General features: G+C 71.0%; 23 protein-coding genes and 1 pseudogene. 12 read left to right on the top strand and 12 right to left on the bottom strand.

The window, feature by feature from the left end; genetic code table 11:
• Positions 1–42: 42 nt before the first annotated feature.
• The gene (locus OG241_RS49960; protein WP_405825883.1) at positions 43–516 is read right to left on the bottom strand and encodes a plastocyanin/azurin family copper-binding protein; all 474 of its coding nucleotides are present in this window, start codon (positions 514–516) and stop codon (positions 43–45) included.
• A 182-nt stretch (positions 517–698) separates the two neighbouring features.
• Between OG241_RS49960 and OG241_RS49955 the strand changes: the two genes are divergently transcribed.
• The 3 genes from OG241_RS49955 to OG241_RS49945 all read left to right on the top strand — a co-directional run bounded on the left by OG241_RS49955 (position 699) and on the right by OG241_RS49945 (position 4,013).
• Positions 699–1,274, top strand: coding sequence for an RNA polymerase sigma factor (locus tag OG241_RS49955; protein WP_405826873.1), 576 nt, complete (start codon positions 699–701; stop codon positions 1,272–1,274).
• 5 nt (positions 1,275–1,279) lie between these two features.
• The gene (locus OG241_RS49950; protein WP_405826871.1) at positions 1,280–1,972 is read left to right on the top strand and encodes a hypothetical protein; all 693 of its coding nucleotides are present in this window, start codon (positions 1,280–1,282) and stop codon (positions 1,970–1,972) included.
• A 121-nt stretch (positions 1,973–2,093) separates the two neighbouring features.
• Entirely contained in the window at positions 2,094–4,013 is a 1,920-nt protein-coding gene (locus OG241_RS49945; protein WP_405825881.1) for a hypothetical protein, read from the top strand.
• Positions 4,014–4,316: 303 nt separating this feature from the next.
• On the opposite strand, the gene OG241_RS49940 is transcribed toward OG241_RS49945, so the two are convergent.
• The gene (locus tag OG241_RS49940; protein ID WP_405825880.1) at positions 4,317–5,060 is read right to left on the bottom strand and encodes a phosphotransferase family protein; all 744 of its coding nucleotides are present in this window, start codon (positions 5,058–5,060) and stop codon (positions 4,317–4,319) included.
• A 242-nt stretch (positions 5,061–5,302) separates the two neighbouring features.
• Here OG241_RS49940 and OG241_RS49935 point away from each other — a divergent pair, with 242 nt between their 5' ends.
• Both OG241_RS49935 and OG241_RS49930 read left to right on the top strand, forming a co-directional pair.
• On the top strand, positions 5,303–6,235 hold the full coding sequence (locus OG241_RS49935) for a DUF6891 domain-containing protein (RefSeq protein ID WP_405825878.1): 933 nt from the start codon (positions 5,303–5,305) through the stop codon (positions 6,233–6,235).
• A 247-nt stretch (positions 6,236–6,482) separates the two neighbouring features.
• Entirely contained in the window at positions 6,483–7,058 is a 576-nt protein-coding gene (locus OG241_RS49930) for a hypothetical protein (protein ID WP_405825876.1), read from the top strand.
• A 98-nt stretch (positions 7,059–7,156) separates the two neighbouring features.
• On the opposite strand, the gene OG241_RS49925 is transcribed toward OG241_RS49930, so the two are convergent.
• On the bottom strand, positions 7,157–8,263 hold the full coding sequence (locus OG241_RS49925) for a CU044_5270 family protein (protein WP_405825874.1): 1,107 nt from the start codon (positions 8,261–8,263) through the stop codon (positions 7,157–7,159).
• Positions 8,260–8,928: an RNA polymerase sigma factor gene (locus tag OG241_RS49920; RefSeq protein ID WP_405825872.1), complete on the bottom strand. Its 669-nt coding sequence runs from the start codon at positions 8,926–8,928 to the stop codon at positions 8,260–8,262. Before OG241_RS49920 ends, OG241_RS49925 begins: the two co-directional genes overlap by 4 nt.
• A 111-nt stretch (positions 8,929–9,039) precedes the next feature.
• Between OG241_RS49920 and OG241_RS49915 the strand changes: the two genes are divergently transcribed.
• The 3 genes from OG241_RS49915 to OG241_RS49905 all read left to right on the top strand — a co-directional run bounded on the left by OG241_RS49915 (position 9,040) and on the right by OG241_RS49905 (position 12,470).
• Entirely contained in the window at positions 9,040–11,535 is a 2,496-nt protein-coding gene (locus tag OG241_RS49915; protein WP_405825870.1) for an ATP-binding protein, read from the top strand.
• A gap of 67 nt (positions 11,536–11,602) precedes the next feature.
• Positions 11,603–11,875, top strand: a complete 273-nt coding sequence (locus OG241_RS49910) for a DUF4242 domain-containing protein (protein ID WP_405825869.1) — start codon at positions 11,603–11,605, stop codon at positions 11,873–11,875.
• Between the two features lie 58 nt (positions 11,876–11,933).
• Positions 11,934–12,470: an RICIN domain-containing protein gene (locus tag OG241_RS49905; RefSeq protein WP_405825867.1), complete on the top strand. Its 537-nt coding sequence runs from the start codon at positions 11,934–11,936 to the stop codon at positions 12,468–12,470.
• A 113-nt stretch (positions 12,471–12,583) separates the two neighbouring features.
• On the opposite strand, the gene OG241_RS49900 is transcribed toward OG241_RS49905, so the two are convergent.
• Positions 12,584–13,435 carry a helix-turn-helix domain-containing protein gene (locus OG241_RS49900; RefSeq protein WP_405825865.1) on the bottom strand — a complete coding sequence of 284 codons (852 nt, stop codon included), beginning with the start codon at positions 13,433–13,435 and terminating at the stop codon, positions 12,584–12,586.
• Positions 13,436–13,534: 99 nt separating this feature from the next.
• Here OG241_RS49900 and OG241_RS49895 point away from each other — a divergent pair, with 99 nt between their 5' ends.
• The gene (locus OG241_RS49895; protein WP_405825863.1) at positions 13,535–14,551 is read left to right on the top strand and encodes a zinc-dependent alcohol dehydrogenase family protein; all 1,017 of its coding nucleotides are present in this window, start codon (positions 13,535–13,537) and stop codon (positions 14,549–14,551) included.
• Between the two features lie 389 nt (positions 14,552–14,940).
• Here the strand turns inward: OG241_RS49895 and OG241_RS49890 are convergent.
• From OG241_RS49890 to OG241_RS49865, 6 genes and pseudogenes are all read right to left on the bottom strand, one after another.
• Positions 14,941–15,730: pseudogene (locus OG241_RS49890) on the bottom strand (SMP-30/gluconolactonase/LRE family protein).
• 114 nt (positions 15,731–15,844) lie between these two features.
• On the bottom strand, positions 15,845–16,765 hold the full coding sequence (locus OG241_RS49885) for a sugar kinase (RefSeq protein ID WP_405826870.1): 921 nt from the start codon (positions 16,763–16,765) through the stop codon (positions 15,845–15,847).
• A 50-nt stretch (positions 16,766–16,815) separates the two neighbouring features.
• Complete coding sequence (locus tag OG241_RS49880; protein ID WP_405825861.1) at positions 16,816–17,436, bottom strand: bifunctional 4-hydroxy-2-oxoglutarate aldolase/2-dehydro-3-deoxy-phosphogluconate aldolase; 621 nt, start codon at positions 17,434–17,436, stop codon at positions 16,816–16,818.
• 68 nt (positions 17,437–17,504) lie between these two features.
• Positions 17,505–18,650 carry a galactonate dehydratase gene (gene dgoD / locus OG241_RS49875; protein ID WP_405825859.1) on the bottom strand — a complete coding sequence of 382 codons (1,146 nt, stop codon included), beginning with the start codon at positions 18,648–18,650 and terminating at the stop codon, positions 17,505–17,507.
• Entirely contained in the window at positions 18,647–19,402 is a 756-nt protein-coding gene (locus tag OG241_RS49870; RefSeq protein WP_405825857.1) for a FadR/GntR family transcriptional regulator, read from the bottom strand. Before OG241_RS49870 ends, dgoD begins: the two co-directional genes overlap by 4 nt.
• A 70-nt stretch (positions 19,403–19,472) precedes the next feature.
• Positions 19,473–20,216 (bottom strand): SDR family NAD(P)-dependent oxidoreductase, encoded by a 744-nt coding sequence (locus tag OG241_RS49865; RefSeq protein ID WP_405825855.1) that lies wholly within the window; start codon positions 20,214–20,216, stop codon positions 19,473–19,475.
• A gap of 152 nt (positions 20,217–20,368) precedes the next feature.
• Here OG241_RS49865 and OG241_RS49860 point away from each other — a divergent pair, with 152 nt between their 5' ends.
• The 3 genes from OG241_RS49860 to OG241_RS49850 are packed head-to-tail and all read left to right on the top strand — an operon-like array spanning position 20,369 to position 23,579.
• Entirely contained in the window at positions 20,369–21,721 is a 1,353-nt protein-coding gene (locus tag OG241_RS49860) for an ABC transporter substrate-binding protein (protein ID WP_405825853.1), read from the top strand.
• Positions 21,718–22,650, top strand: coding sequence for a carbohydrate ABC transporter permease (locus OG241_RS49855; protein ID WP_405825851.1), 933 nt, complete (start codon positions 21,718–21,720; stop codon positions 22,648–22,650). The genes OG241_RS49860 and OG241_RS49855 overlap by 4 nt, the downstream gene beginning before the upstream one ends.
• Positions 22,651–22,679: 29 nt before the next feature.
• Positions 22,680–23,579, top strand: a complete 900-nt coding sequence (locus OG241_RS49850; RefSeq protein ID WP_405826868.1) for a carbohydrate ABC transporter permease — start codon at positions 22,680–22,682, stop codon at positions 23,577–23,579.
• Positions 23,580–23,639: 60 nt separating this feature from the next.
• Here OG241_RS49850 and OG241_RS49845 read toward each other — a convergent pair whose 3' ends face one another.
• The gene (locus tag OG241_RS49845; RefSeq protein WP_405825849.1) at positions 23,640–25,667 is read right to left on the bottom strand and encodes a glycoside hydrolase family 2 protein; all 2,028 of its coding nucleotides are present in this window, start codon (positions 25,665–25,667) and stop codon (positions 23,640–23,642) included.
• Positions 25,668–25,737: the final 70 nt, after the last annotated feature.

Below are 25,737 nucleotides of genomic sequence, written 5' to 3'. Positions count from 1 at the left end.
ACGACTCTTCGAGGTCGCCGTCACTCCTTCGACTGTCATCACTCAGTACCCGTTGCCCGGAGACGTGGTGGTGTTGCTGCCGCCGGACGGTGCCGGGGCTCCGCCGACAGTGATCTTCGTGTTCATGCCGAGGTCCCTGTGTCCGCCGATCGGGCAGAAGACCTGGTACGTGCCGGACTTCAGCGTCAGCGTGAGGGCCGTGGACTGCCCGGGATCCAGTGTCTTGCTGCGGTTCTCGCCACCGGGGCCCACGAGTTCCAGGGCGTGTTGGTGGTGGCCCATGTTCTCCGCGGTGAAGGTGTACTGGCCCGGTCGATAGTTCTGCGTCGAGAGCCGGATGTGGAAGTCGGTGAGCACCGCCGTGACCTGGGTCGTCGAGGTACCGGCCTTCGCCGGGGTCGTGGTGGTGTCGGTGCTGCCGCTGTCGCCGCTGCTTCCACAGGCGGCGAGCAGGGCGGTCAGACCGCCGGCGGCCACGCCGAGGAATACGCGGTTGCGGGTGCGCGGAATGGTCATGATTCGGTCCTCCGGAACGTCCCCCTGCAAGGGGTACGGCGCTGCCGGGCGAAGGGATTGCCGTCGACCGGATCACGGACGGGCCGGGGAGAGGGGCGGAGGGGCGGAGGGGCGGAGGGGCGAAGGGGGCGGATAATTTATTGCAAGGCAATACATTTCGGCCGATGAACCGTATCCCTGGTATGTGGCGCATGAGCTTGTCCCTCGGGCGGGTGCCTGACGAGGCACTGCTCACAGGTCTGGCGACGGGCGATCCCGAGCTCGTCGTGGCGTTCGTGCGCCGCTTCCAGGGCGTGGTCTTCGGCGTGGCCGTCGCCGTGCTCGGCGACCCCCAGCTCGCCGAGGACGTCGCCCAGCAGACCTTCGAGCGGGCCTGGCGACACGCACAGATGTACGACCCCCGGCGCGGCTCGGTAAGGACGTGGCTGACGGCCATCGCGCACAACCTGGCCATCGACACGGCACGGGCCCGGCGAGCGAGCCCGGTCGCCCCGGAGGACCTGGACGCGCTGCTCGGCATCGTCACCGAGACGCCCGAGCGGCGGGCCCTCGCCGAGGACAGCGCGCAGCAGGTCCGGCGAGCGGTCGCGGAGCTGCCCCGGGAGCAGGCGCGGGCCCTGGTGATGGCCGGGATCTACGGCATGACGGCGCGGGAGGTCGCGGAGGCGGAGCACGTTCCGCTGGGCACGGCGAAGACACGTATCCGCACCGGGACCCTCAAGGTACGGGCCCTGCTGGAGCCGGAGGAGAAGCGGTGAACGGCATGGAGTGCGAGCGGTTGCGGGAGCTGGACGCCGAACTGGCGCTCGGGGTCCTGCCGGCCCGTGAGCGGGCCGAGGCAGTCGCCCATCTGGACGGCTGCCCGGAGTGCCGGGAGCGTGTCGAGCGACTGACGGCGGTCGGCGACGGCCTGCTCGCCCTGCTGCCGGACGCCGAGCCGCCGGTCGGCTTCGAGAGCAGGGTCGTACGGGTCCTGGGCGCGGAACCCGCGCCGAAGCGCCGTCGGGCGTGGCAGCGGAACGGGCTGGGCCAGTGGCGGTGGCGCCGCCTGCGGCTGGCGGCGGCCGCGGTCACCGCGACTCTGGCCTGCGGTTTCGGTGGATGGGCGATCGGCACGGTAGTCGTGGGCGCACCTACGGCAGTCTCGCAGCGGTCGGACAGCGGCCTGCGCCAGGCGGCCCTGGTCGCGGACGGCCGCGAGGTGGGTCACATCTTCGCCCACACCGGCGACCAGAGCTGGGTGTACATGTCCGTCGACCTCGACAGGTCCGGCCAGGGCCCCGTGCGCTGTCTGCTCGTGCACGCCGACGGATCGGCGGTCCCGGCAGGCTCGTTCCCGCTCAAGGACGGCTACGGGTACTGGGGCACACCGGTCGAGGTCGATCCCGCAACGGTGACCGGCGCCCGCCTGACATCCCCGGACGGAACTGTCGTAGCCACGGCGCACTGGGAGTAGGGGGCCGCCGAGCCCCACTTCCTTGCCCCCCTCAGGTCACTCGCGTACGCCCGTGGCAATTTGCGCGTGAGGCTTGGCGACCGGCCTTGTCCCACCGAGAGCAGGCGGGGATGATCACCGGGTGCAGCACCGAGGGGAACTCCACGAACTACTCGAACGCGCCGGACTCACGGTCGTCGAGGACCTGCGCCCGGGCAGCCTGTTTCCGCCGGAGGCCTGCTGGCGGATCGCGCGGGGGATCTCGGCGCCGGACGGCGTGGCCCGGGAAGCGCTCGATGCCTCGTGGTGGCGCCGCCTTCGGGATGCCGACGGACAGTTCCTGGTGGCCGTCCTCAGGCATCGGATCGGCGGCAACGACTCCTGGTGGACCCGGGTCCGGCATTCGGGGAACGGCGTGCCGGAGTTGACCGGCGCCCCCGGGTTCGTGGCCCTCTCCCTCGACGGGCAGGTGCTGCTGGCGGAGGTACCCGGCGCGGACGGGCCGCGGGTGACGGCCCTCGACCGACTGCGGGAGCGGCTGGAGGAGGCTGCCACGTCCGCCGGGCGCGAGACGGAGGCCGAACGTGCCGAGGTGTGGGCGGCGGTGCCCGGCCGACGTGCGTGGCCTCTGCACTGGGCGGAGGGGATCGGATCCAACCCGGCAGCGACGGACGAACTGCTGATCCGGCTGCTGGATGTGGAGCCTGGCTTCCTGCACGGATGTGACCGGCCCGTCGTCCTCGACGCCGCCATGGCGCACCCCGATCCGCAGGTGCGGTCAAGGCCCGCCGACACCTTCCGGCCCAAGCTCACGTCCGGTCAGTGGGTCCACCTGGTCCGCGCCGAGCCGTCGCCGGATCGACGCGTGCTCTGGGCGGAGCGCGCCTGCAACTGGGGCGCGCAACTCCCCGAGGACCTGTACGACGATCTCCTCGATGGCCCGTCCCGCGTGCCAGCCGCCGAACTCCCGGGGCTCCCCGCACAGCATCTCCCTGGCCTTGCGGCCGACGCCGACCCCCGGGTACGGACGGCGGCCTGTGCCCGGTGGGAGGACCTCGCTGCGCCGCTGCGGGAGCGGCTGCTGGCCGACACCGACGACGCGGTGCGAACGGCCGCGCTGCTCGCCCACCACACCGGCGTACCCATGCCTCGCGAGGTGTTCGCCGCCCTGCCCGACCCGCGGCAGGCGCTCGAACGGTGCCGCCTCGCACCCGAGTTGGAGGCGGAGCTGGTCCGGGACGAGGACGTCGAGGTACGTCGGGCGCTGGCTGCCAACCCGGGCCTGGGCGCGCACGGCGTCGCCGTGTTGGCCCAGGACCCGCAGGACGACATCCGCTCCTCGGTGGCGCTGCGCCCCGACCTCACCGAGGAACAACGCGCCGCGGTGCGCCACGACTTCGACTCGACCTCGATGTCGCGCACCCTGCCCTGGGTCGAGGACCTGCACGGCGACGCCGACGCGATGCGCCGACTCGCCGCGTCGTCCCACCCGCAGGTCCGCCGCAGTGTGGCCCGAGCCCGCCACCTCCCGCCGGATGTCGTGGATTGCCTGGCACGGGACGAGGACCGGGTGGTCCGCCTGTTCCTCGCCGAATCGTGCGAGGAGGCGCCGGCGGACATGTTGCTGGAGGTCTGGCGCTGGTGGGACGGCAGCTTCAGCCACCCCGGCCGGCCGCGCAGCCACCCCAACTTTCCCCGTGCGGGCCTGCTGCGCTACACCGCCGACCCCAGCGGGCGGATGCGTCGTCTGGCCCTGGACGATCCGGAGTCGACACCGGACGACGTGGCCCGCCTGGCCCGGGATCCCGAAGCCGAGGTGCGCCGCCGCGCAGCTGAGGACCCCCGGCTGTCACCGGCCGACGCAGCGCGGCTGCTGAACGACCCAGTGGGCTACGTCCGCGGCACCGTGGTGCGCAATCCGCGGCTGCCGGCCCGCGTCCTGGCCGGGCTGTTGCACGACCGCGACACCGCAATGTCGGCGGTCACCAACCCGGCGATCCCGGTCCCCGTCCTACACCGCATCCTCGCCGCAGCCGCAGCAGCCGTGGCAGCCCCGCGCTGAACACCGACACCCCGCACGGAGACCGTGGCGGTCCGACGCTGAACTCCGGCACGCCCTTCGAACTCGGGGCAACTTCTTGTTCGCCGTCCGGGAGACGGTCGGGCAGCCGACAAGGCCGGGGATCGTCGCTGTCCAGGACAGGGTGACCGGTCGTAGGCCCGTGTCCAGTCCGCCCCGGCTGTGGCCGACGGCCGTCCGGTCGGCGATCGAGGCGCAATTGAGCGTATGGACAGGTGATCGCCCAGAGGATGGCCCTCGCGATGCGCCAGAACGCGTTCACAGCAGTACCGGGGGCACGCAGCCTCACAGCCGGGATCTCAGTACGTCGACCTCGCAGCCCGGTGCGAACGGGTCGAAACCGTGCTCGGCCAGCCAGCGAATCACCAGCAGGCTTCGCAGCGACCACCACGCGCGGATCACGTCGAGGTCGACGTCGGTGCCGTAGCCGGCGATGACGTCGCCGAGGTGCTCCTCGTGGCCGAGAGTGAAGGTGGCGAGGTCGTACAAGGCGTCACCCGGGCCTGCCTCGGACCAGTCGATGATGCCGGTGACCTCGTCGCCGTCGACGAACACGTGCGCGATCTGCAGGTCGCCGTGCGTGAACACCGGAGTCCACGGGCGGAGTGCGGCCTCGGCGACCTGGAGGTTGCGGGTGACGAGGCCGGCGGGCAGGACACCGTTCGTCACGAGCCGCTCGCACTCGCCGTCGAGATCCGCCGCCAACTCGGTGAGGCTCCTTCCCCGGCCGGGCCAGGGCGGCAACGGCGCGTCGTGCAACTTCCGGATGGCGGCGCCCGCGGCGGCCCACGCCTCCGGAGACCCGGTCGACGGCCCGCCCAGGCGTCCAAGCGTCGTCCCCGGGAGTGCGGCGATCGCGAGCACGAACGGCTTGCGCCACAGGACCTTCGGGGTCGGGACCGGCGCCAGGGCCATCGCCTCGACCTCGGCGTCGATGCGCGCCTGATCGGCGTCCACCTTCACGAACACGTCGCCGACGCGCAGGGTCGCGCGCTCGGAGTGGGCGACGACGACTTTGACCTCTTCCATGGGCGACCAGTATCCCGGGGACGCCCGTCGACGTCGCCGGATTTATGGCGTGCGACTACGCGGCTGACCAGGTCCAGCCACCATGTCGACAGCGCTGGCAGTGGGCGAGGCGGGCCGAGGGCTTGCGGTGAGGAGCCGGGACGGGGGGGCGGACCAGGGGTGCAGGCGAGACGGACCTGCGGCTGGTGCGATCGGGCGGAGTCGACAGCAGCGCGCGCCGACGAGCGTGCCAGAGTCTGTGCATGCTCGAGATCGTGGTGGAGACGGAGAACGGGGAGCGGCACGTTCGCGTGTCCGCGGAGGAGTTGGCTGGGCTGGTCCGGCGAATCGGCGGGGAGGGTGACAGGTTTCTGGTGTGTCACCGGATACCCGACCTGCCCGACGTCTTCGCCCAGGTCTGGCACGAGGCGGGCGGGGACTACACGCTGGAGTACCGCGACGGTTCTGCCGCCCGGCATTTCCAGGTAGTGGTCGACGGTGTAGTGGTCGACGGTGCCGAAGCCGTGATCGAGGCGATGACCAGCTGGGCCCGGCAAGGTTCTGCAGGGAGCTCCGGTCTGTCCTGGTCGCTGCTGGACATGGGTCTCGGCCGCGAGGTGCCGCCGCTCGACCTGTCCGAAGGCGAGCGCGAGCAGTTGGAGCAGCGCGTCCGACAGATGCTGGTCGGTGGCTACGCCGGTCGTGCCGAACTGGCGGAGCTCACCGAGGAGTACCTGGTCACCGCGGACCGCCGGCCCGTGTCGCGCGAGCAGGCGCAGGCGCTGGCCGACCGGATGTGGCTGGAGCGCGTCGCGGAGCAGGCCGAGTGGAAGGGCGAGACCGATCCTGAACGCCTCACCCGCGCGTTCGCCGCTCTACAGAAGTCGGGTATCACCGCCCGCGAGAATTTCACCTGCTGCCGCAGTTGCGGCCACACCGAGATCGGCGGCGAAGGCGGGGCCGGCGCCCGCAGCTTCGTCTACTTCCACTCCCAGTGCACGGACTCTGCCGCAGCCGGCCACGGGCTGATGCTCCTCTACGGAGGATTCGACGGCTCGCCCGAGACCACCACGGCCGTCGGTCACGAGGTCATGGCCGCCCTGGAAGCGGCCGGTCTCCAGGCCGACTGGGACCGCGACCCCGACCGGGCGATCACCGTCGCCCCTCTGGAGTGGCGCCGCCGTCTGGTCGGCTAGACATCGCCCCCAGAGCGTCCGCTCGTCCGCTCCTCGGTCCGGCACTCGCCGGGCCGGCCGCCGGTGGGCCAGTCGCTCGGCGGCATCGGTGCGCCCTGGTCGCGAGCCCTGTTGGGCGTCGGGTCCGGTGTGCCCGGGGAAAATTCATGGACGGCAGGATTCCCCAATTGTCCCGCCTGGCGTACAACCTTCCGGTATGGCGGGCAGTCTCACCAGACGTCAGAGTCGCGGCACCAAGGGGGACATCATGCGAGGTATCAGAGCAGCAGGGACGGCGCTCGCGCTGGCGGGCGCGATGCTGGGGACGGCGGCGAGCACCGCGGACGCGGCCCCGGCGGAGTACGCGCGCACGGCGGCGGCCTGCCCGACGGGCTGGGGCAGCGGCGTCAAGAGCGGTGGCGCCGTCATGGGCGCCGATCACCTGACGGACGTCAGGACCGGACAGCACGAGTGCTACGACCGCATCGTGTTCGACATACCCGGTGGTGGCCAGATCGGCTACAACGTCCAGTACGTGGACGGGTTCTACGCCGACCCCTCCGGCCAGTACATCCCGGTCGCCGGCGGGGCGATCCTCGACATCCGCATCGGCGCGTGGAGCTACGACCTGGAGGCCGGCGTGCCGACCTACCCGGGCAAGGTGGGCAAGCCCCTGCCCGGCGTGAACATCAGCGGGTACAGCACCTTCCGGGACACCCGGTTCGGCGGCACCTCCGAAGGCCAGACGCAGGTCGGTCTCGGCGTCCGCGCCCGACTGCCGTTCCGTGTGATCCAGTTGGCCGACCGGGTCGTCGTCGACGTGGCCCACAGCTGGACGAGCTAGGCCGTTTCGTTCGGCCGTCCGACAGTTGCGCCGGACCGGCTGGGCCGTAGCCACACCCCGGCCTCCCCCCAGCCCCCGGCCCCAGCCCCCTGTCGGGATCAGGTCGTCGTCGACGGCTTCCTGGTCGACGGCCTTTCGCGGAGGGCGCCCACGACCCCTCGCTCCAGGACTGCCGACCGGTTGATCAGGGTGCCCTTCTTGCCCATGGAGGTGTCCCTGATGAGGTAGCTCCGTTCGCCCAGGTACTCCAGGGTGGTCCGGTCGAAGATCCAGGCGGTGCGCCAACCGGTCCGGGTGTTGTCGCGGGCCACGCCGATCCCGTGCCGGCCGGCCGCGTCCACCGCGTCGGAGTCCTCGGTCACGCCGGGGATCTTCGCCGCGGCCTTGTAGAGGGCGGCCGCCGTCTTCGGTGGCATCACCGTCTCCCGGAGCAGCTCACCGATGGCGTCGAAGGCGTCCTGATCCGGGTCCCGGTCCTCGGCCGGGGTGTCACGCGCGTCCTGGTCCGTGGTGATCTCGCTGGTGAGCCGCTGGAGCAGGGTGTCGGGGTCGGTGGGCAGGGAGGCCAGCCAGGTGTACGTCGGCCGGTTGAGGCCCGCCGGGTAGCCGACAGCCGTATCGCCGTCCGGGCCCCCGACGGTGATCGGGAAGTACGAGCCGTCCTGGTGGATCAGGCCTTCGTCGATCACCGGCCCCGGCTTCTGCGTGATCCAGACCTCGCGCTCGCGGGGCTCGGTCAGCTTCACCGGGCCGTCGAACTTGCCCTCGTTCTCGGTCTGCAGCGTCCTGACGTACACGAACTGGTCGCCGATGACCGTCTGTTCGTCGCTCTTCGAGGCCACCGAGGCGATTCGGTCGAGCAGCACGGCCGCGCCGCCACGCGGGGCCGTGACCTCGGAGCCGGTGCCCGAGGCGGAGGGCGCCGGAGCGTGATCGCGGCCGGTCACGGCGAGCATGGTGAGCAGTACCCCGCCCAGGGCCAGTCCGGCGGCGGGCAGCAGGACGGCGGGGCGCAGGAGGCGGGGTCGGGGGCGGGCGGTGGTGCTGGCGGTGGTGCCGGCGCCGTCCTGGTCGATCAGACGCATCAGGGTGTCCTTGTGGTGGAGATGACGGCCCGGGGGCAGGTCCCGTTCGGCCGGGGCCGGCAGCAGCCGGGCCAGTTCCTCGCGTTCGGCCCGTGCGGGGCCGGAGGTACGGTCGTTCATCGGGCTTCCTCCTGGATGGGCGGGGCCACGAACGCGGCCCTGTTCTCTACCTCTCCGCGGCGTTGGCGGGGTTCCCTTCCGGGTCGGACCTCTTCTCCGGGTCGTGCTTCCCGCACGGACCCGTCCGGTGTCCGGCGGAGCTGCTCGTCGGTGAGCCGTCGCAGCCGGGTACGGGCGCGGGACAGCCGCGACCGTACGGTGCCGACCGGGACACCCAGGGCCTCGGCGGCCTCGGCATAGTCCAGGCCGGACCAGACACAGAGGGCCAGCACCTCGCGTTCCTGGCGGTGGAGTCGGCCCAGTACCTGCCGGACCGCGGCGAGCCGCCGGGTGTCGTCGACGCGTCCGGCCGTGGCGTCCGCGATGTCCGCCACCGGTTCCGGGGCGGGTCGGCGGGCCAGGAAGGCCAGGCGCCGCCCGATTCCACGGTTGGCGTTGCGTGCCTTGTTCGTGGCGATCCCCAGCAGCCACGGCCGCAGGGAGCCGCCCTCCGGCTCGACGGCGTGCCGGGTACGCCAGGCGGCCAGAAAGGTCTCGGACATGGCCTCCTCGGCCGCCGACCAGTCGCCCGTCAGCCGGTAGGCATGGTTGTAGACCGACCGCGCGTGCTCCTCGTAGAGCGTGGCGAACGCCTCGCGATCGCCCGCCCTGATCCGTGCGCGCATGCGCTCCCGATCTTCCTGTTCATCACATCTCACACCCCCTACCTCTCCGGCCGGGCCGAGAAGTTCCCGTGACCCACGCCACACCACGAGGCCGGGGCTACCATCCCCGATATGGCGTTACTCGAGCGGGAGCACTGGCTTGACGCACTGCGACGCTGCCCGGCAGGGCGGGTGGTTCTGGTGTCCGGTGAAGCGGGTATCGGCAAGACCGCTCTCCTCAGGGCGTTCTGCGACAGCCTGCCCCGGCCGGTCCTGTGGGGTTCGTGCGACGCGCTGCGCACGCCGCAGCCACTCGGTCCGCTCCACGACATCGCACGACAGGTGACCGGTGAACTGGCCGCCACGATGGCCGCGGAGAGCCCGCGGCACGCCATGTTCAGCGCGTTTCTGGACGAGTTGACGGCACGGGAAGCCGTCGCCGTCGTGGAGGACGCGCACTGGGCCGACGAAGCGACGCTCGACCTGCTCATGTTCGCCGCCCGCCGGATCTCCGCCACTCGTGGCCTGCTCGTCATCACCTATCGGGACGACGAGGTCGGATCTGATCACCCGTTGCGCGCGGTGCTCGGAGCGCTCGCCACCGACAGGAGCGTGCTGCGCATTCGGCTGTCACCGCTCTCGGTCGCGGCCTTCGCGACGCTGGTCGGGCCGGACGGTCCGGATGCCGCGGAACTGCACGCGCGGGCCGGCGGCAACCCCTTCTTCGTGACCGAGGTCCTGGCCGATCCCGACCGCAGGGTTCCCGAGACGATACGCGACGCGGTGCTGGCCCGGGCGGCCGGTCTCGGCCCCGCGGAGCGCGACGCACTCGACTCGGTGGCCGTCTTCCCCGGTTATGCTCCCGCGCCTCTGGTCCAGGCGCCCAGGAGAGCCGTAGACGGCTGTGTGGATGCGGGAATGCTGAATCGCGACGGCACGCGGATCCTGTTCCGCCACGAGCTGGCCAGGCTGGCCATCGAGGAGAGCATCCCGTCGGCGCGCAGGACCGAGCTGCATGAGCATGCGCTGGCCGCGCTGACGCAGTGGGGCAGTGATCCGGCCAGGCTCGTCTACCACGCGGAGGAGGCGGGCGACGCGGCGGCCGTCCTTGTACACGCCGGTGCGGCGGCGAGGCGGGCAGCCGCCGTCGGTGCTCACCGGCAGGCGGCCGATCACTACGCCCAGGCGCTGCGTTTCGCCGACGGAATCAGCCCGCGCCACCACGCGGAACTGCTTGAACGCCACGGTGAGGCGTGTGCGCAAGCGGGACGGGCCGCGGCGGCCGTGGTCTCCTCCCGGCAGGCGATCGAGCGCTGGCGGGCTGAAGGCGACCAGGAGCGCGAGGCCGCTCTGATGGCACATTGCTCCTACTACTTGTGGAACCAGGGCCGGAGCGCCGAGGCGCATGCCATGGTGCAGGAGGCGCTCGCTCTCGCCGAGCGGCTGCCGGAGGGCCCCGGGCTGGTCGCCGCCTACACGTGGTCGGCGTACCTTCTGATGCTTGCCCGGGACATCCCCGGGGCGGTGCGGACCGGCAACCACGCCGCCGTGCTCGCCGAGCGGTTCGGTGAACAGACCCTGCTGGCCCGCGCGCTGAACGCGGTCGGCTCCGCCCTGTGGTCCACCGAGCCCGACCTGGCCGAGCAGACCATGCTCCGGAGTGTTCGGGCGGCCAGGGCGGCCTGTGACGACGGGGCCGTCGGGAGCGCGATGGTCAACCTCGGATCCGCGGCAGGCGAGGTCCGCCGCTACGACATCGCGGAACACTGGCTGAACGAGGCCATGAAGTGGTGCTCCGACCGCGACCTGGACGACGTACGGAGTTACGCCACGGCATGGCTCGCCCGGTGCCGGTGGGAGCAAGGGCACTGGTCCGCGGCAGAAGCGCTGGTCGAGCAGGTGGGAGCCACCGAGTGCACGCCGAGCCGGATCGTCGCGCTGACGGTGCTGGGGCGGTTGCGCACCCGGCGGGGCCAGCCGGGTGCGGCGGACACCCTCGACGAGGCCTGGTCGCTCGCCGAACGGACCGGAGACTTACAGCGCCTGTGGCCGGTCACGGCGGGACGCGCCGAACTCGCGTGGCTGAACGGACAACAGGCCGACAGCCACCTGTCCGAGGCCTACGAACAGGTGGTTCGGCTCGGCCTCGGCTGGGCGATCGGTGAACTCGGGCAGTGGCTCGAACCGGAGCCGGGGGAAGTCCACCCGGCCGCCGCCTCGCCGTATCGGATGAACCCCGCCGAGGCCGCCCGGACCTGGGACGAGCTGGGTTGCCCGTACGAGTCGGCCCTGGCGCTCGCGCAGAGCCCGGATCACCTGCGTGAGGCTCTGCGCGGGTTCGAGGCCCTCGGGGCGCGACCCGCCGCAGACCTGGTGGCCCGGCGGATGCGTGACCTGGGATTCCGGACCCCACGGCGTTCCACTCTCGCCCATCCCCACGGGCTCACCGCACGCGAAGCCGATGTCCTGCGCCTGCTCAGAGACGGGCTGCGGAACTCCGAGATCGCCGACCGGCTCCGCATCGCGGAGAAGACGGCCGGGCATCACGTCTCCTCCATCCTGGCCAAGCTCGGCGTGCGGACCCGCCAGGAGGCCGCCAGACATGGGGAGATCGCCGAGCAAACATAGGGAACGGCTCCCGATGTCCGAAGCCCGCTCCCCGTCCGACAGTGGTGGTCGGAAAGGAGCGTGCAACATGCCGCGATATCTCGTGCAACGGACCTTCCCCGAGGGTCTGCACATCCCGGTGAACGACGAGGGCGCCAAGGCCTGTACGAGCGTCATCGAGGGCAACGCCGCGTCGGCGGTCACCTGGGTGCATTCCTACGTGAGCCGTGACAAGAGCGTGACCTACTGCGTCTACGACGGACCGTCTCCGGAGGCCGTGCGTCAGGCCGCACAGACCACGGGCCTGCCCGTCGACCGGATCACCGAGGTCACCGTCCTGGATCCGTACTTCTACCACTGACCCTCGCGGAAATGCCGTCACCGCACAGTCCCAGAAGAAGCGAAGAGGAGACATCAGCATGAAAAGACCTGCTGCCCGGAAGGCCGCTGTCAGGCTCACGGCGATGGCCGCAGCGTCCCTCTCGGTCCTGGCCTTCGCCTCACCGGCGAGCGCGGGCGTCACGACCGTCAAGCCTCGGTCCGTGACCTACTACCAGTTCAAGAACTACTACACCGGCAAGTGCCTGGACGTCGGAGGGCAGGCCAACGGCTCCGTGGTTCAGCAGTACACCTGCAACGGAACCGTCAACCAGCAGTGGGCGCGCAGGACGACAGACAGCGGCTACTTCCAACTGGTCGTCGCAAGCAGTGGCAGATGCATGGAGGTCGTGAATGCGGGCCAGTCAAACAACGCGCTCGTGCAGATAGCCGACTGCAACAGCGGCTACAACCAGCAGTGGACCACGGGGACGACCACCCACACCGGCTGGCCGCAGCTGGTCGCCCGGCACAGCGGCAAGTGCCTGCAGCCCCTCAACGAGAACACCGGCGACCGCATCCAGCAAGCGCAGTTCGACTGCTACACCGCCTGGTCACAGGAGTGGAACCAGTCCTGACCCCGAATCACTAATTCTCCGTACTGGCGGCCCTGGCGGTCCGGGCGAGCTCGCCCGGACCGGCGGGGCGCGTGAGTTGGTGCGGCGTGAGGGACGGCTGCCGTGGGCATCGGTCAGCGGAGAGAGGGAGAGGGCGACATGTTCTGGTCGGCGGCCCAGGAGGCGAGGATGCGCAGCCGTTCATGGGTGGGAGAACCGGGAGCGGCGGTCCACACGGTCAGATGCTGGTCGGGATCGGTGTTGGCGGTGAGGGTGTCCCAGTCGAGGACGAGTTCTCCCACCACCGGATGATTGAGGGCCTTGGTGCCCACGGTGTGGCCGACGACGCGGTGATCGGCCCACCACTGGGCGAACTGCTTGTCCCGTGTGGACAGTTCACCGACCAGTTCGACGAGACGGGGATCCTCGGGATACTTCGCCGCCTCCATCCGCACCTGCGCCACGGCGATCCGCGCCGAGCCCTCCCAGTCGGCGTAGAGGCTGCGCATCGCCGGATCCGTGAAGATGAGCCGGGGGTAGTTGCGGTGCTTCTCCGGGATGCGGGAGAAATCGGTGACCAGGGCCGCCGCGAGCGCGTTCCACGCCAGGATGTCCCCGCGCCGTCCCTGCACGATGGCCGGGGTGGCGGTGAGGTCGTCCAGTACGCGTTGCAGCTGTGCCTGGACCTTCTGCCTGCCGTGGCGCCGGGTGCGGGTGGTGGTCCTGCCCGCGAGCTGGAACAGATAGCCCCGCTCGTCGTCGTCCAGGTGGAGCACACGGGCGACGGAGTCCAGGACGGGAGCGGACGCCTGCATACGGCCCTGCTCCAGCCGGGTGTAGTAGTCGGTGCTGATCGAGGCGAGCTGGGCGACCTCCTCCCGGCGCAGCCCGGCCACCCGTCGGGGCCCGCCCGTCTCCGGCAGCCCGACCGTGCGCGGGCTCAGCTCGGAGCGGCGCTTCTTCGCTCCCCGGATAGATTCCTCCACTTTTCGCTCCCGCCCCCGCGTGCGAGGCTCGATTTCGAGCAGTCGTTCCAGATGATTCCCGGCTGCGGTTCCGGACTTCGTACCGAAGGAAACACCATCATGCGCGGAGCAGTCATTCACGCCCCCGGCGATGTGCGCTTCGAGGAACTCGGAGACCCGAAAATCAGCCGGCCGACCGACGCCGTCATTCGCACCGTCGCGACCTGCGTGTGCGGCTCGGACCTCTGGCCCTACCGCGGCGCGGAGCCGGTGGACGAACCCCACCCCATGGGGCACGAGTACGTCGGCGTCGTCGAGGAGGTGGGCAGCGAGGTCACCAACGTCAAGCCGGGGCAGTTCGTGGTCGGTTCCTTCGCCACCTCGGACAACACCTGCGCGAACTGCCGCAACGGCTACCAGTCCAGTTGTCTGCACCGCGAGTTCATGAGCACCTGTCAGGCCGACTACATCCGCATCCCCAACGCCCACGGCACGCTGGTCGCCACCGACGAGCATCCTGACGGCGCGTTCGTGCCGAGCCTGCTCGCCGTCTCCGACGTGATGGGCACCGGCTGGTACGCGGCCGTCGCCGCCGAGGTCAAGCCCGGGTCCACGGCCGTCGTCGTGGGGGACGGCGCGGTCGGCCTGTGCGGTGTCATCGCCGCCAGGGAGCTGGGCGCCGAGCGCATCATCGCCATGAGCCGGCACGAGTCCCGGCAGCAGCTGGCCCTGGAATTCGGCGCCACCGACATCGTCACCGAACGCGGCGACGAAGGCATCGCCCGCGTCAAGGACCTCACCGGCGGCATCGGCGCCGACTCCGTACTGGAGTGCGTCGGCACCCCCGAGGCCATGCGGCAGGCACTGCACTCCGCCCGGCCCGGCGGCAGCGTGGGCTTCGTCGGCGTCCCGCACGGCGTGGCGATCGACGGCCAGGAGCTGTTCTTCTCCCACGTCGGCCTGCGCGGTGGCCCCGCCCCCGTGCGCCGCTACCTGCCGGACCTGATCGACCGGGTCATGACCGGCCGGATCAACCCGGGCAAGGTCTTCGACCTCACCCTGCCCCTGGACCAGGTCGCCGAGGGCTACCGGGCCATGGACGAACGCCGCGCCATCAAGGCGCTGCTGAAGCCCTGACCCGTACGCCGTTCATCGCGGGCGTCGGGCAGGCCTCCCTGCCCCTCGGACAGCTCCTGGACAAGGACCACCGTGACCACTTTCGCCCTCATCGGAGCCGGACCCGGTCTCGGGCTCGCCACCGCCCGCCGCTTCGGAGACGCCGGCCACAGCGTCGCCCTCATCGCACGGTCATCGCCGTCCTCACCCTGCTCCCGCTCATCGCCCTCGCCGTCCGTGGCATCTCCGGCGGAGGCCGCATCGCGGCTCAGCGCAGGACCCGGGCCCAGCAGTTGGACGACGTACCTGTGCAGACACACTCGCGTCACTGAGTCGGCCTGACCCGTTCCGTCGCCCCGAGGCAGAACGGGCGCCACCAATGCGTCTGGGCGCGCGTGCTCAGGGGCCCCTCAGACCCGGCCCCGCCAGGAGCAGGCCGCCGTCCCCCGGACCCTCACGGGAACCGTGAGCACCGAACCGTCGGCCGGGGTCGGGTTCCTCACCCCGTGCCGGGCCGTGGTGACGAGGAGGTGGTTGTCGGCGGGGTGCAGGCACACCGACGTGGGATGCGGGGCGGGGACGGTCACGGTGCGGAGCAGGTGACCGTCGGGGTGGTAGCGGCGGACCGTGCCGGCGCCCCACAGCGCGACCCACAGGCAGTCCTCCTCGTCGACGGTCATGCCGTCGGGGCTGCCCTCGTCGTCGCGAAGTAGGGCGAAGGTGTCGGGGACGCCGGAGAGGTCGCCCGAGACGGGGTCGACCCGGCAGCGCAGGATGGTGCCGGCGGCTGTGTCGGCGACGTACATGGTCGCGCCGTCGGCGGTGAATGCCGGGCCGTTGGCGATGGTCAGGCCGTCGAGGACGCGGACAACCGTGCCGTCGGGGTCGGTTCGGTAGAGCGAGCCCGCGCCGTGGGTGCCCGTCGTAGGCCATGCTGCCCGCCCAGAAGCGGCCACCGGGGTCGGCGACGCCGTCGTTCATGCGGCTGGGGACCGGCGTACGGTCCTCCGGGCGCTCCAGCCATTCCAGTGCGCCGTCGGCGGTGAGCAGTGCGATGCCGGTGCCGGCGGCGGCGATCCACGCGTCGGGCCTGTCCTGAACCGGTGCGACGGCGCCCAACGGCACGTCGAGTGCGGCCAGTTGACGCGGCGCCACGCTTCCGGTGCCGGCACGCAGCTCGAAGAGCCGGCCGCTGAGGATGTCGACGTACACATACCGGCCGTCGACCCAGCGGCCGCCCTCGGCGAGTTCGTACCCTCCGTCCACGAGGACCGCCGCGGACACTGGCGTTGCTGTCATGTCAGGTCTCCCACGTCAGCGGATGGTCGTTCCGTCGGGCTCGTCGAGCAGCCCGAGTTCGTCCCGCGTCGGAAGGCCTTCCCAGTCGCCCCGGGTGGCGACGGCGAAGGCGGCGGTGGTGACCGCCCGGTGGAGGCGGCCCGTGACGTCGGCGCCGTCGAGGACGCCGGACAGGTATCCGGCGACGAAGGCGTCTCCCGCGCCTACCAGATCGACCGCGTCGACCTGTCGTGCCGCGCGGTCGGTCGCCCCGTCGGCGGTGAAGCTGGTCGCGCCGCGCGCACCGCGCTTGACGACCACCTCGTCGACGCCGGCGGCCAGGATGCCGCGTACAACCTCGGATTCGCGCGCGCCGGATTCTTCCAGCATCAGCGGCAGCTCGTCCTCCGATGCGATGAGCAGGTCGGTACGGTCCAGGAGCGGCCGGAGGGCCGTGCGGGCCTGGTCGGTGGTCCACAGCCGGGAGCGGTGGTTGACGTCGAGGCATACGGTGATGCCGGCGTCGCGAGCTGCCCCGGCGGCGGCCAGCGCGGCCTCCGCCGCCGACGCGCTGAGCGCCGGGGTGATGCCCGTCAGGTGCAGGATGCGGGCCCCGGCGGCCAGCGCGGACAGGGCGTCGGCCGGTGAGACCGCCGAACCCGCCGATCCCGCGCGGTAGTAGCTGACGCGCGTGAGTGTGCCCAGGCGGGGTTCGGTCAGCAGCAGGCCTGTGGGGCGGCCGGCGTCGTCTGTGACGGCGTGGTCGATGTCGACGCCCTCGGCGCGCAGGGTACGCAGGACCAGCGCGCCCAGTTCGTCCGCACCGACCCGGCCGGCCCAGCGCACCCGGTGGCCGAGCCGGGCGAGGCCGATCGCGACATTGGACTCGGCTCCCGCCACGGACAGGCCGAGGCTGCCGCCGAGCCGCAACGCCCCGTGGGCCCGCAGGGCCGCCATCGTCTCGCCGAAGGTCACCACTTCGGGCACGCCCTGGCCGACCGTCGTCGTCACGGCGTCCTCCCTGCGGCCATCTCACGGAACTCGGCGGCCCTGGCGCGGAGTTGGTCGAGGTCGCCGCCGTCGGCAGCGTCCCCGACCAGCGGGGAGCCGACGCCGACGGCGATGGCACCCCGGTCCAGGTAGGCGCGGGCGGCCGTCGCGTCCACTCCGCCGACGGGCACGAAGGGCACCTCGGGGAACGGGTCGCGCAGGGCCTTCAGATAGCCGGGGCCACCGAAGGAACCGGGGAAGAGCTTCACCGCGTCGGCACCCCGGGCGAGAGCCGCTTCGACCTCGCTCGGCGTCAGGGCGCCCATCAGCACGGGCACGCCGAACGACGCCAGACCGTCGACCAGCGCCGGGGTCACGAGGTACGACGCACCCGCGTCCAGAGCACGGGCGGCGTCAGCGGCCGACCGCACCGTGCCGGCGCCGAGGAGCGCGTCGGGGCCCAGTTCGGCGCGCGCCCGCCGGATGACAGCCGGCGCGTCCGTGGTGGTCAGTGACACCTCGACGGCCTCGATCCCCGACTCGGCCAGGACACATACCGTGCGCAGCGCCGCCTCGGGATCCTTGCCCCGGACGATCGCCAGCAGGCGGTGGGCACAAAGCGATTCCACCAGGTTCATGGGATCGGGCTCTCCTCGGTCATGACTAGGTTGCGGGGATCGGGGGCCGGGTCCGGGGCGGGCAAGGGTCACCACTCGGTGAACGCCCCGTCGGGGCCGCGCCATACGGGGTTGCGCCAGCGGTGGCCGCTCTCGGCAGCGTGACGTACCGCCTTTTCGTCGATCTCGACGCCAAGACCCGGGCGGGTGGAGGCGACGGCGTAGCCGTCCCGGAAGCGGAAGGGTTCGGGGTCCATCACGTATTCCAGCAGGTCGGACCCCTGGTTGTAGTGGATGCCCATGCTCTGTTCCTGGATGAGGAAGTTCGGTACGGAGAAGGCGATCTGGAGGCTTGCGGCCAGGGCGATCGGGCCGAGCGGGCAGTGGGGGGCCATGGTGACGTCGTACGTCTCGGCCATGGCGGCGATACGGCGGACCTCGGAGATGCCGCCGGCGTGCGAGAGGTCGGGCTGGGCGACGGCGATGCCGCTGGCGAGGACGTCGCGGAAGTCCCAGCGGGAGTAGAGGCGTTCGCCGGTGGCGAGCGGGATGCTGGTGGACTCCACCAGGCTGCGCAGGTTGGCCGAGTGTTCCGGCGCGACGGGTTCCTCGACGAACAGCGGGTGCAGCGGCTCCAGTTGGGGTAGCAGGCGGCGCGACATGGCGGTGGAGGCGCGGCCGTGGAAGTCGACGGCGATGTCCCGCTCCTCGCCCAGCACCGCACGGACGGCGGCGACGCGTTCGACGACTTCGGCGGTGCGGGCCGGGGTGTCGATCGGGGCGAGCTCGGCCGAGCCGTTCATCTTCACGGCGGTGAAGCCGGCCTTCATCTGTTCCTCGGCCAGTTCCGCGACATCGGCCGGGCGGTCGCCGCCGATCCAGGCGTACATGCGGACGCGGTCGCGTACCGGGCCGCCGAGGAGGCGGTGCACGGGCACGCCGTAGGTCTTGCCGGCGATGTCCCACAGTGCCTGGTCGATGCCGGCGACGGCGCTGGAGAGGATGGGGCCGCCCCGGTAGAAGCCGCCCTTGGTGAGCACCTGCCAGTGGTCCTCGATGCGCAGCGGATCCCTGCCGACGAGGTAGTCGGCGAGTTCGTGGACCGCTGCGCGTACGGTCTCGGCGCGGCCCTCGATGACGGGTTCGCCCCAGCCGGTGACGCCCTCGTCGGTGGCGACGCGCAGGAACAGCCAGCGCGGAGCCACCAGGAACGTCTCAAGTCCGGTTATCTTCAAGGAACTTCCTTCGGCGGCGTGTCGGTCGCGACGTCGGCGGCGCGGTTTTCCCTGTCTTTTCCGGCCTGTACGGCGGCCAGGTCGTCGGAGGCCTGGGCCAGGAGTGAGGCGACGGCCGCCGCGGCGGCGTCCGGGTCGCCCGCTTCCACGGCGTCGACCAGTTCCTGGTGCACGGGGATGGAGTCGGAGAAGTGCTGGGCGCCGTGCACGATCCGGTCGCGGACGCGCAGGCCGGCCTCGATGACGACCTCCATCCGGCTGAGCAGTTCGTTGTGGGCGGAGTCCAGCAGGGCCCGGTGGAAGGCCAGGTCCGCCTCGACCATCGCCGCCGCGTCCGTACCCGCCGCCGCCATCGCGACCAGTGCCTGCCGCATCGCGTCCAGGTCGGCGGCGGTGCGGCGGGTCGCGGCGAGCCGGGCTCCGGCGGGCTCGACGATGGCGCGGACCTCGGCGAGGTCCTCCAGGAAGGCGTCGGTCGGAGCGCTGCTGCCCTGCCAGCGCAGGAGGTCGCTGTCGAGCAGGTTCCAGTCGGCGCGGGGCCGGATGGTCGTACCGCGTTTCTGCCGTGACTCCAGCAGGCCCTTGGAGGCGAGCACGCGCATCGCCTCGCGGACCACGGTCTTGCTGACGCCCAGCTCTGTCTCGAAGTTGGCCGGGTCCACCACGGAGCCCGGAGGGTAGTCGCCGCGGATGATGCGTCGGCCCAGCTCCTCAACCGCCTGGCCGTGCAGCCCCCTACCGGGATGGATCACCGTGTTCTCCGTTTCCGTTCCGGTCCTGTTCGCCCGGGCCGCACACGTCCCACCGCGGGGTGCGCGTCCTTCACGAGGACTCCTTCATGACGCTCCATCCTCCATCAACCACCAGGCTCGCTCCGGTCACGTACGAGGCGTCCGCCGATGCCAGGAAGGCGACGGCGGCGGCCACCTCCTCCGGCTGTCCGAACCGCTTCGCCGCCGTGGCGGCCACGCTGCGTGCCCGGTCGGCCTCCGGGATGCCGTCCCAGGCGGCGGTGAGGATGGGGCCGGGCAGTACGGTGTTGACCCGGATGCCGGGCCCGTACTCGACGGCCAACTGGCGTCCCAGCGAGCAGAGGGCGCCCTTCGCGGCAGCGTAGGCGGCGTGGCCCGGCAGGCCGATGACCGCGTGCACCGAGGAGGTGAGGACGACGGAGCCCGAGGCCTCGCGCAGCATGACCGCGAAGGTCTTCATGGCCCGCCAGGCCGGCTTGAGCAGTACGGCCATCTGACCGTCCCACTCGGCCTCGCTCAGCTCGTGTGCGGGCTTGTTGACCTGCGCGAAGGCGTTGCTGTGCAGTATGTCGAGGCGCCCGTGGCGCTCCTCGACGTGGCGCGCCAGGTGCTCCCAGTCGGCGGCCGAGGTGACGTCGCAGCGTACGTACTCCGCGCGTCCCGCACCGTCCTCGATGTCCGCGGCGAGTGTCCTGCCCGCCGCGTCGTCCACGTCCGTGATCACGACGGTCGCGCCCTCGGCCGCGAGCCTTCGTGCCGTGGCCGCGCCGATGCCGTGCGCGCCGCCGGTGATCACGGCCACGAGTCCGGCCATCCTGTGGCACTCCGTCATCGTTCGCCTCTTCCCTTCGGCTTTCCGCACCCACCATAGCTGTTTCAATTAATTATGAATATATCTTGACTGGGTGGCGGTGCCGTCCCAAGCTGACTGATCGAGCCGCAGACACAGGGATGTAAGGGGCGTACATGAACAGCTCACCACCCTCACGGAGGGCGCTGCTCCGGTGGGGTGCGGGTGCGGCCGGAGCACTGGTCGCCCTTCCGGCGCTCACCGCCTGCGGGCAGACCGTCGGAGCTGCCCGCACGACCCGGCAGGCGGCCACCCGCCCGGGTCAGCAGGTGAATCTCGTCTTCTGGACCTGGGTGCCGATGCAGAAGACCGTCGATCTGTGGAACAGGACGCACCCCGACATCCATGTCGAGTTGCAGGCCGTCCCGGCGAGCACCCAGGGCGGCTATCAGAAGATGTACGCCGCCCTGTCGGCCGGCAACGCGCCGGACCTGGCGCAGGTCGAGTACCAGGAGCTGCCCGCCTTCATGCTCGTCAACGGGCTGACGGACCTGAGCAGTTACGGGGCCGACGAACTGCGTGACAGCTATGTGCCGTGGCAGTGGAACCAGGGCGTCTTCGGCGGGCGGGTGCACACCATTCCGCAGGCGTCCGGCCCGATGGGGCTCTTCTACCGCGAGGACCTCCTCGCGAAGTGGGACATCAAGGCACCGGCCACCTGGGCCGACTTCGAGCAGGCCGCCCGGGTGGTCAAGGCCCGCGGCGACGGCGCCAGGCTGTCCGCGTTCAACCCCAACTCGCCGGCCTGGTTCGCCGCGATGTGCTGGCAGCGCGGGGCCCGCTGGACGGACACCGAGGGCGACACCTGGGTCGTCGGCATGAACGACGACCGCTCCCGCGAGGTCGCCGAGTACTGGCAGAGGCTGGTCCGGGACGACCTCGTCTTCGCCGAACCCGATCTGTCCAGCGGCTGGTACCGGCAGTTGCAGACCGGACAGGTGGTCACCTGGATCGGCCCCCAGTGGGGCGATGCCCTGCTGCGCGGCAACGCGCCCGGCACCAAGGGCAAGTGGCGGGTCGCCCCGCTCCCCCAGTGGAAGGCGGGACAGAACGCCTCCGCCAACTGGGGCGGAGCCTCCACCGCGGTCCTTCAGGGCAGCCGCCACCCGCGTGAGGCGCTGCGGTTCACGCACTGGATCAACTCCGACCCCCAGGCGATCGACCTCAACATCGCCGTCGGCTACGGCTGGCCCGCGGCGACCGGCGTGTTCCAGGGGTCGGCGCTCGACAAGCCCGACCCGTTCTTCGGCGGACAGCGGTACAACGACGTCTTCACCGCCTCCGACCGGGCCATCGACACCTCCTGGAAGTGGTCCCCCACCACGGACGCCGACTTCGCCCACCTGGGTGACGCCTTCGGCGCCGTCATGGCGGGCGAGGGCACCTTCGCCTCGGCTCTGGCCGACGCGCAGAAACGCACCGTGGACGACCTGCTGGCCAAGGGCCTGAAGGCGAGGAGCCGGTCATGAGCAGCACCACCAACCTCGCGGAGGCCGTCCGCCGGCGCGGCGCGCGCCCGGACCGCGCGGCCTGGGGATTCCTCCTCCCCTTCGTCACCCTCTTCCTGTTCGTGTTCGTCCTTCCGCTCGGCTACGCGGTCTACGAGAGTCTGCTGAAGCCGATCCGTTCCGGACCTCTGGGCCTGGGTCCGGCCACCATCGGATTCGCCGGCCTCGACAACTACACCCTCGCGCTGCGGCAGTCGGACTTCCTGGGCAGCTTCGGGCGGGTGCTGCTCTTCGGCATCGTGCAGGTCCCCGTGATGCTGCTGCTCGCCACCGGGCTGGCGCTGGTCCTCGACACGCTCTCCCAGCGCTGGGCGGGCATCCTGCGAGCCGCCTACTTCCTGCCGTACGGCGTCCCCGGCGTCATCGCCTCCATCCTGTGGGGCTTTCTCTACGTACCAGGCGTCAGCCCACTGGTCGACCTGCTCGGGAGGGCCGGTCTCGCGCCCGACTTCCTCGGCTATCACAGCGTGCTGTGGTCCATCGCCAACATCGTGATCTGGGAGTTCACCGGCTACAACATGCTGGTGATCGTCGCCCAACTCAAGTCGATCCCCCAGGAGTTGTACGAGGCCGCGCGCATCGACGGCGCGAGCGCCTGGCAGACGGCGGTGCGGATCAAGCTGCCGCTGGCCCGGCCCGCGCTGGTCCTCACCGGGGTGTTCTCCATCATCGGCACCCTGCAACTGTTCGCCGAACCGCTGGTCATCAAGCCGCTGACCTCGACCGTCACCAGTTCGTACACACCCAACCTGGCCGCCTACAACGAGGCGTTCGCCAACAACAACATCTACCTCGCCGCTGCCGAGTCGGTGATCCTCGCCCTGGTCGCGAGTGTGCTGTCCTTCGGCTTCCTCAGCCTGGTGAACCGCAAGGAAAGGGGTGCACGGTGAGCGTGTCCACACCACAGACGACGAAGTCGGTGGACGTTCCCACTGGCGCCTCGCGGTCCGTCACGGCCGGCCGTGACCGTCGGCCGCGCCGGGGGCCGGAGCCCTCGCGGATCCTGGTGGTCGCCCTTCTCACGGTCGCGGCCCTCTACTTCCTGCTGCCCGTCTACTGGCTGGTGGTGGCCTCCACCAAAAGCAGTGCGGACCTCTTCGGCAGTTTCGGGCTGTGGTTCTCCGACCCGCAGTGGCTGCACAACCTGTCGCGGGTCTTCTCCTACGGTGACGGCGTCTTCTGGAACTGGACGTGGAACAGCTTCCTGTACGCGGGGGTCGGCGGCGCGCTGGCTACCCTGCTGGCGTGCGCCGCCGGGTACGCCCTCGCCGTGTACCGCTTCCGCGGCCGCGAGGCGGTCTTCAAGGTCGTGCTCGCCGGGGTCCTGCTGCCGAGCACCGCCCTCGCACTCCCCCTGTACCTGCTGTTCAGCAAGCTGGGACTGGCCAACACCTACTGGGCGGTCCTGGTCCCCAGCATGGTCAGCCCGTTCGGGGTGTACCTGTGCCGCATCTACGCCGAGGCGGCGATACCCGCGGAGATGCTGGAGGCGGCACGGGTCGACGGCGCCGGCGAGTGGCGGATCTTCAGCACCCTCGTCCTGCGCACGATGACACCGGCGCTGGTGACCGTGTTCCTCTTCCAGTTCGTCGGTATCTGGAACAACTACTTCCTGCCGCTGGTCATGCTCTCCGACGACCACAAGTACCCCCTGACGCTGGGTCTCACCACCTGGCAGTCGCAGGCGCAGCGGTATCCCGAGCTCTACCAGCTCACGGTGGGCGGCGCGTTCCTGTCGATCCTGCCGCTGGCCGCCGCGATGATCGTCCTTCAGCGCTTCTGGCGTTCCGGCCTGACCGAGGGCGCCGTCAAGGGGTGACTGCGTAAAGGGGAGGGGCAGGCCGCCCCTCCCCCGCTCACGGGCCGCCGGCCCCGAGGGTCAGCTGCCCCGCGGACCGGCGGCCTTCCGGTACGCGTCGTAGACGAGCTTGGGCCGCTCCTCGGCGAAGGTGAGCAGGCCCATGACGGAAATGCCGTTGTAGGCCTGGTTGTAGCCGGCCCGCTCCTTGTAGTCCTTGAGGACCCAGTAGGTGAAACCGGCGACGAAATCGCTGCGCGCGGTCACCTGCGCCCAGTGGGCGGTGAAGCTCGCCGCCTGCCACTCCTCCGTGCCCTGGGTGATGGCGGGTCCGTGGGTGCCCGCCACGGACCAGGTGCCGTTCTCGGTGATCAGGATCGGCTTGTCGGGGTACTTCGCGTGCACGGCGTCCAGCGTGGTGCCGAGGTCGGCGTCCTGGCCGTAGAAGTAGCCGAAGTACTCGTTGAACCCGATCACGTCCGCGAGGTCGAAGGCGGGGTCGTTGCTGGTGCTGGAGGCCCAGGTCACCGGTCGGCGGGTGAGGTCGACGGCTTTCACCGCCGCCTTGAGATCGGCGAGCCAGGCCCGGTAGACCGGGGCGCCGGCGGCGTCGATCTCCGACTCGTTCTGGAGTCCCCAGAGGATCACCGAGGGGTGGTTGTGCTGGTTCCACGCCATCGTCAGGGCCAGGGCGCGGGCGAGGCCGTAGCGCTCGGTCTGCAGCTTCTCCTGGGCCGTGTTGAGCCACATGGTGTCGATGTCGTCCATCACCATGACGCCGTGCTCGTCCGCCCAGTCGTAGACGTAGGGGTGGCGGTTGTAGACGCAGTTGCGGATGAAGTCGGCGCCCAGTGCCGTGATGTGGCCCAGTTCCCGGTCGTACTCGGCCGGTGTCATCGCCCTGCCGTGCGCGGCCGTCTCCTCGTGCCAGTTGAGGCCCTTGAGGAAGACAGGCCTGCCGTTCAGCTTCAACTGCGCCTCGCCGACGGCCAGTTCACGCATGCCGTACACGGTGGACAGCGTGTCCACCGGCGGGCCCGAGTGTCTCCCGGCGGCGAGGGTGGCGCGGGCGGTGAGCGTACGCGGCGAGGCCGGACTCCAGTGCGGGGCTCCGGGTATGCGGAGCACGACGCGTACGACGTCCGCCGACCGGGCGGCGATCCGGGCCGCGACCACGGTGGGCCGGCCACCGCTCCCCCGTCCGGGGTCCAGGGTGAGCCGGCCGTCGAAGTCCGAGTCACCGTGGTTCTCGACGACCGCGTGCGCCTCCAGGCGGCCGTCGGCGGCGGCCACGAGCAGTTTGGCGACGGTGACCTGCGGGACCGCCTCGATCCAGGCCGACCGGGTCAGCCCCGCGTAGGGCCAGTGGTCGACGGGCTTGTACGGCAGCTCGTGGTCGTCCGTGACCGGCTGGGGAGCCGAGGCCGTGTAGTCGGTGTAGCTCGCCCGGCGGAAGACCCTTACGGCGATCGTCTGGCGCGTTCCGGGCCGCAGTGCCCCGTCCACCGGGAGCGCGAAGGGCGAGTTGGCGCCTTCGTGCTTGCCCAGGTGCGTGCCGTCGAGCCAGACCTCGGCGCTGTATCCGGCGGCCAGGAAGGCGATGCGCACGTGCCGGGCACGCCAAGACGCTGGTACGTCGACGGTGGTGCGGTACCAGGCGTAGCCGTCGTTGAAAGCCGTGCCCTTGCCGAAGGGTGCGGCCTCCGAGCCGAAGCCGGGGGTGTTCAGCAGGTCCCAGGCCGCCGGGACGTCGATGAGGCCCCAGCCCCGGTCGTCGAGGCGCGGGGACTGCCAGGCCTCACCGAGTCCCCGGTCGGCGGGGTCGAAGCGGAACCGCCACCGCCTGTCCAGGGACAGGTAGTCGCGGGTGGGCTCATGGGTGCGCCAGCCGTCGAAGGCCGGGAGCACCGCGCCGTACTGGAAGACGACGTTGGTGCCGCCGACATCACGCACATGGGTGCCGGAGGGCTCGTTGGCCGGGTGGCTGTCGAGCACCGGGCCGTCCGCCGCTCGTGCCGTCTGTGGCCAGGCCGGCAGGGTGACGAAGCCGGCTGCCACGCCCATTGCCGTGAGGACGGTACGCCGGGACGGGTGGATGAATTCGGTCATGCCCCACAGCGTGGACAACCTCACTACCCCCGTCAAGGATTATTCATAAATAATGAATTGAGCTAGGGTG

Origin of the sequence: Streptomyces sp. NBC_01390 (genome assembly GCF_045040105.1) — a bacterium.
Classification (GTDB): domain Bacteria; phylum Actinomycetota; class Actinomycetes; order Streptomycetales; family Streptomycetaceae; genus Streptomyces.
The sequence above is the reverse complement of the archived record's forward strand: the minus strand, read 5'-3'. Positions and strand labels throughout refer to the sequence as shown.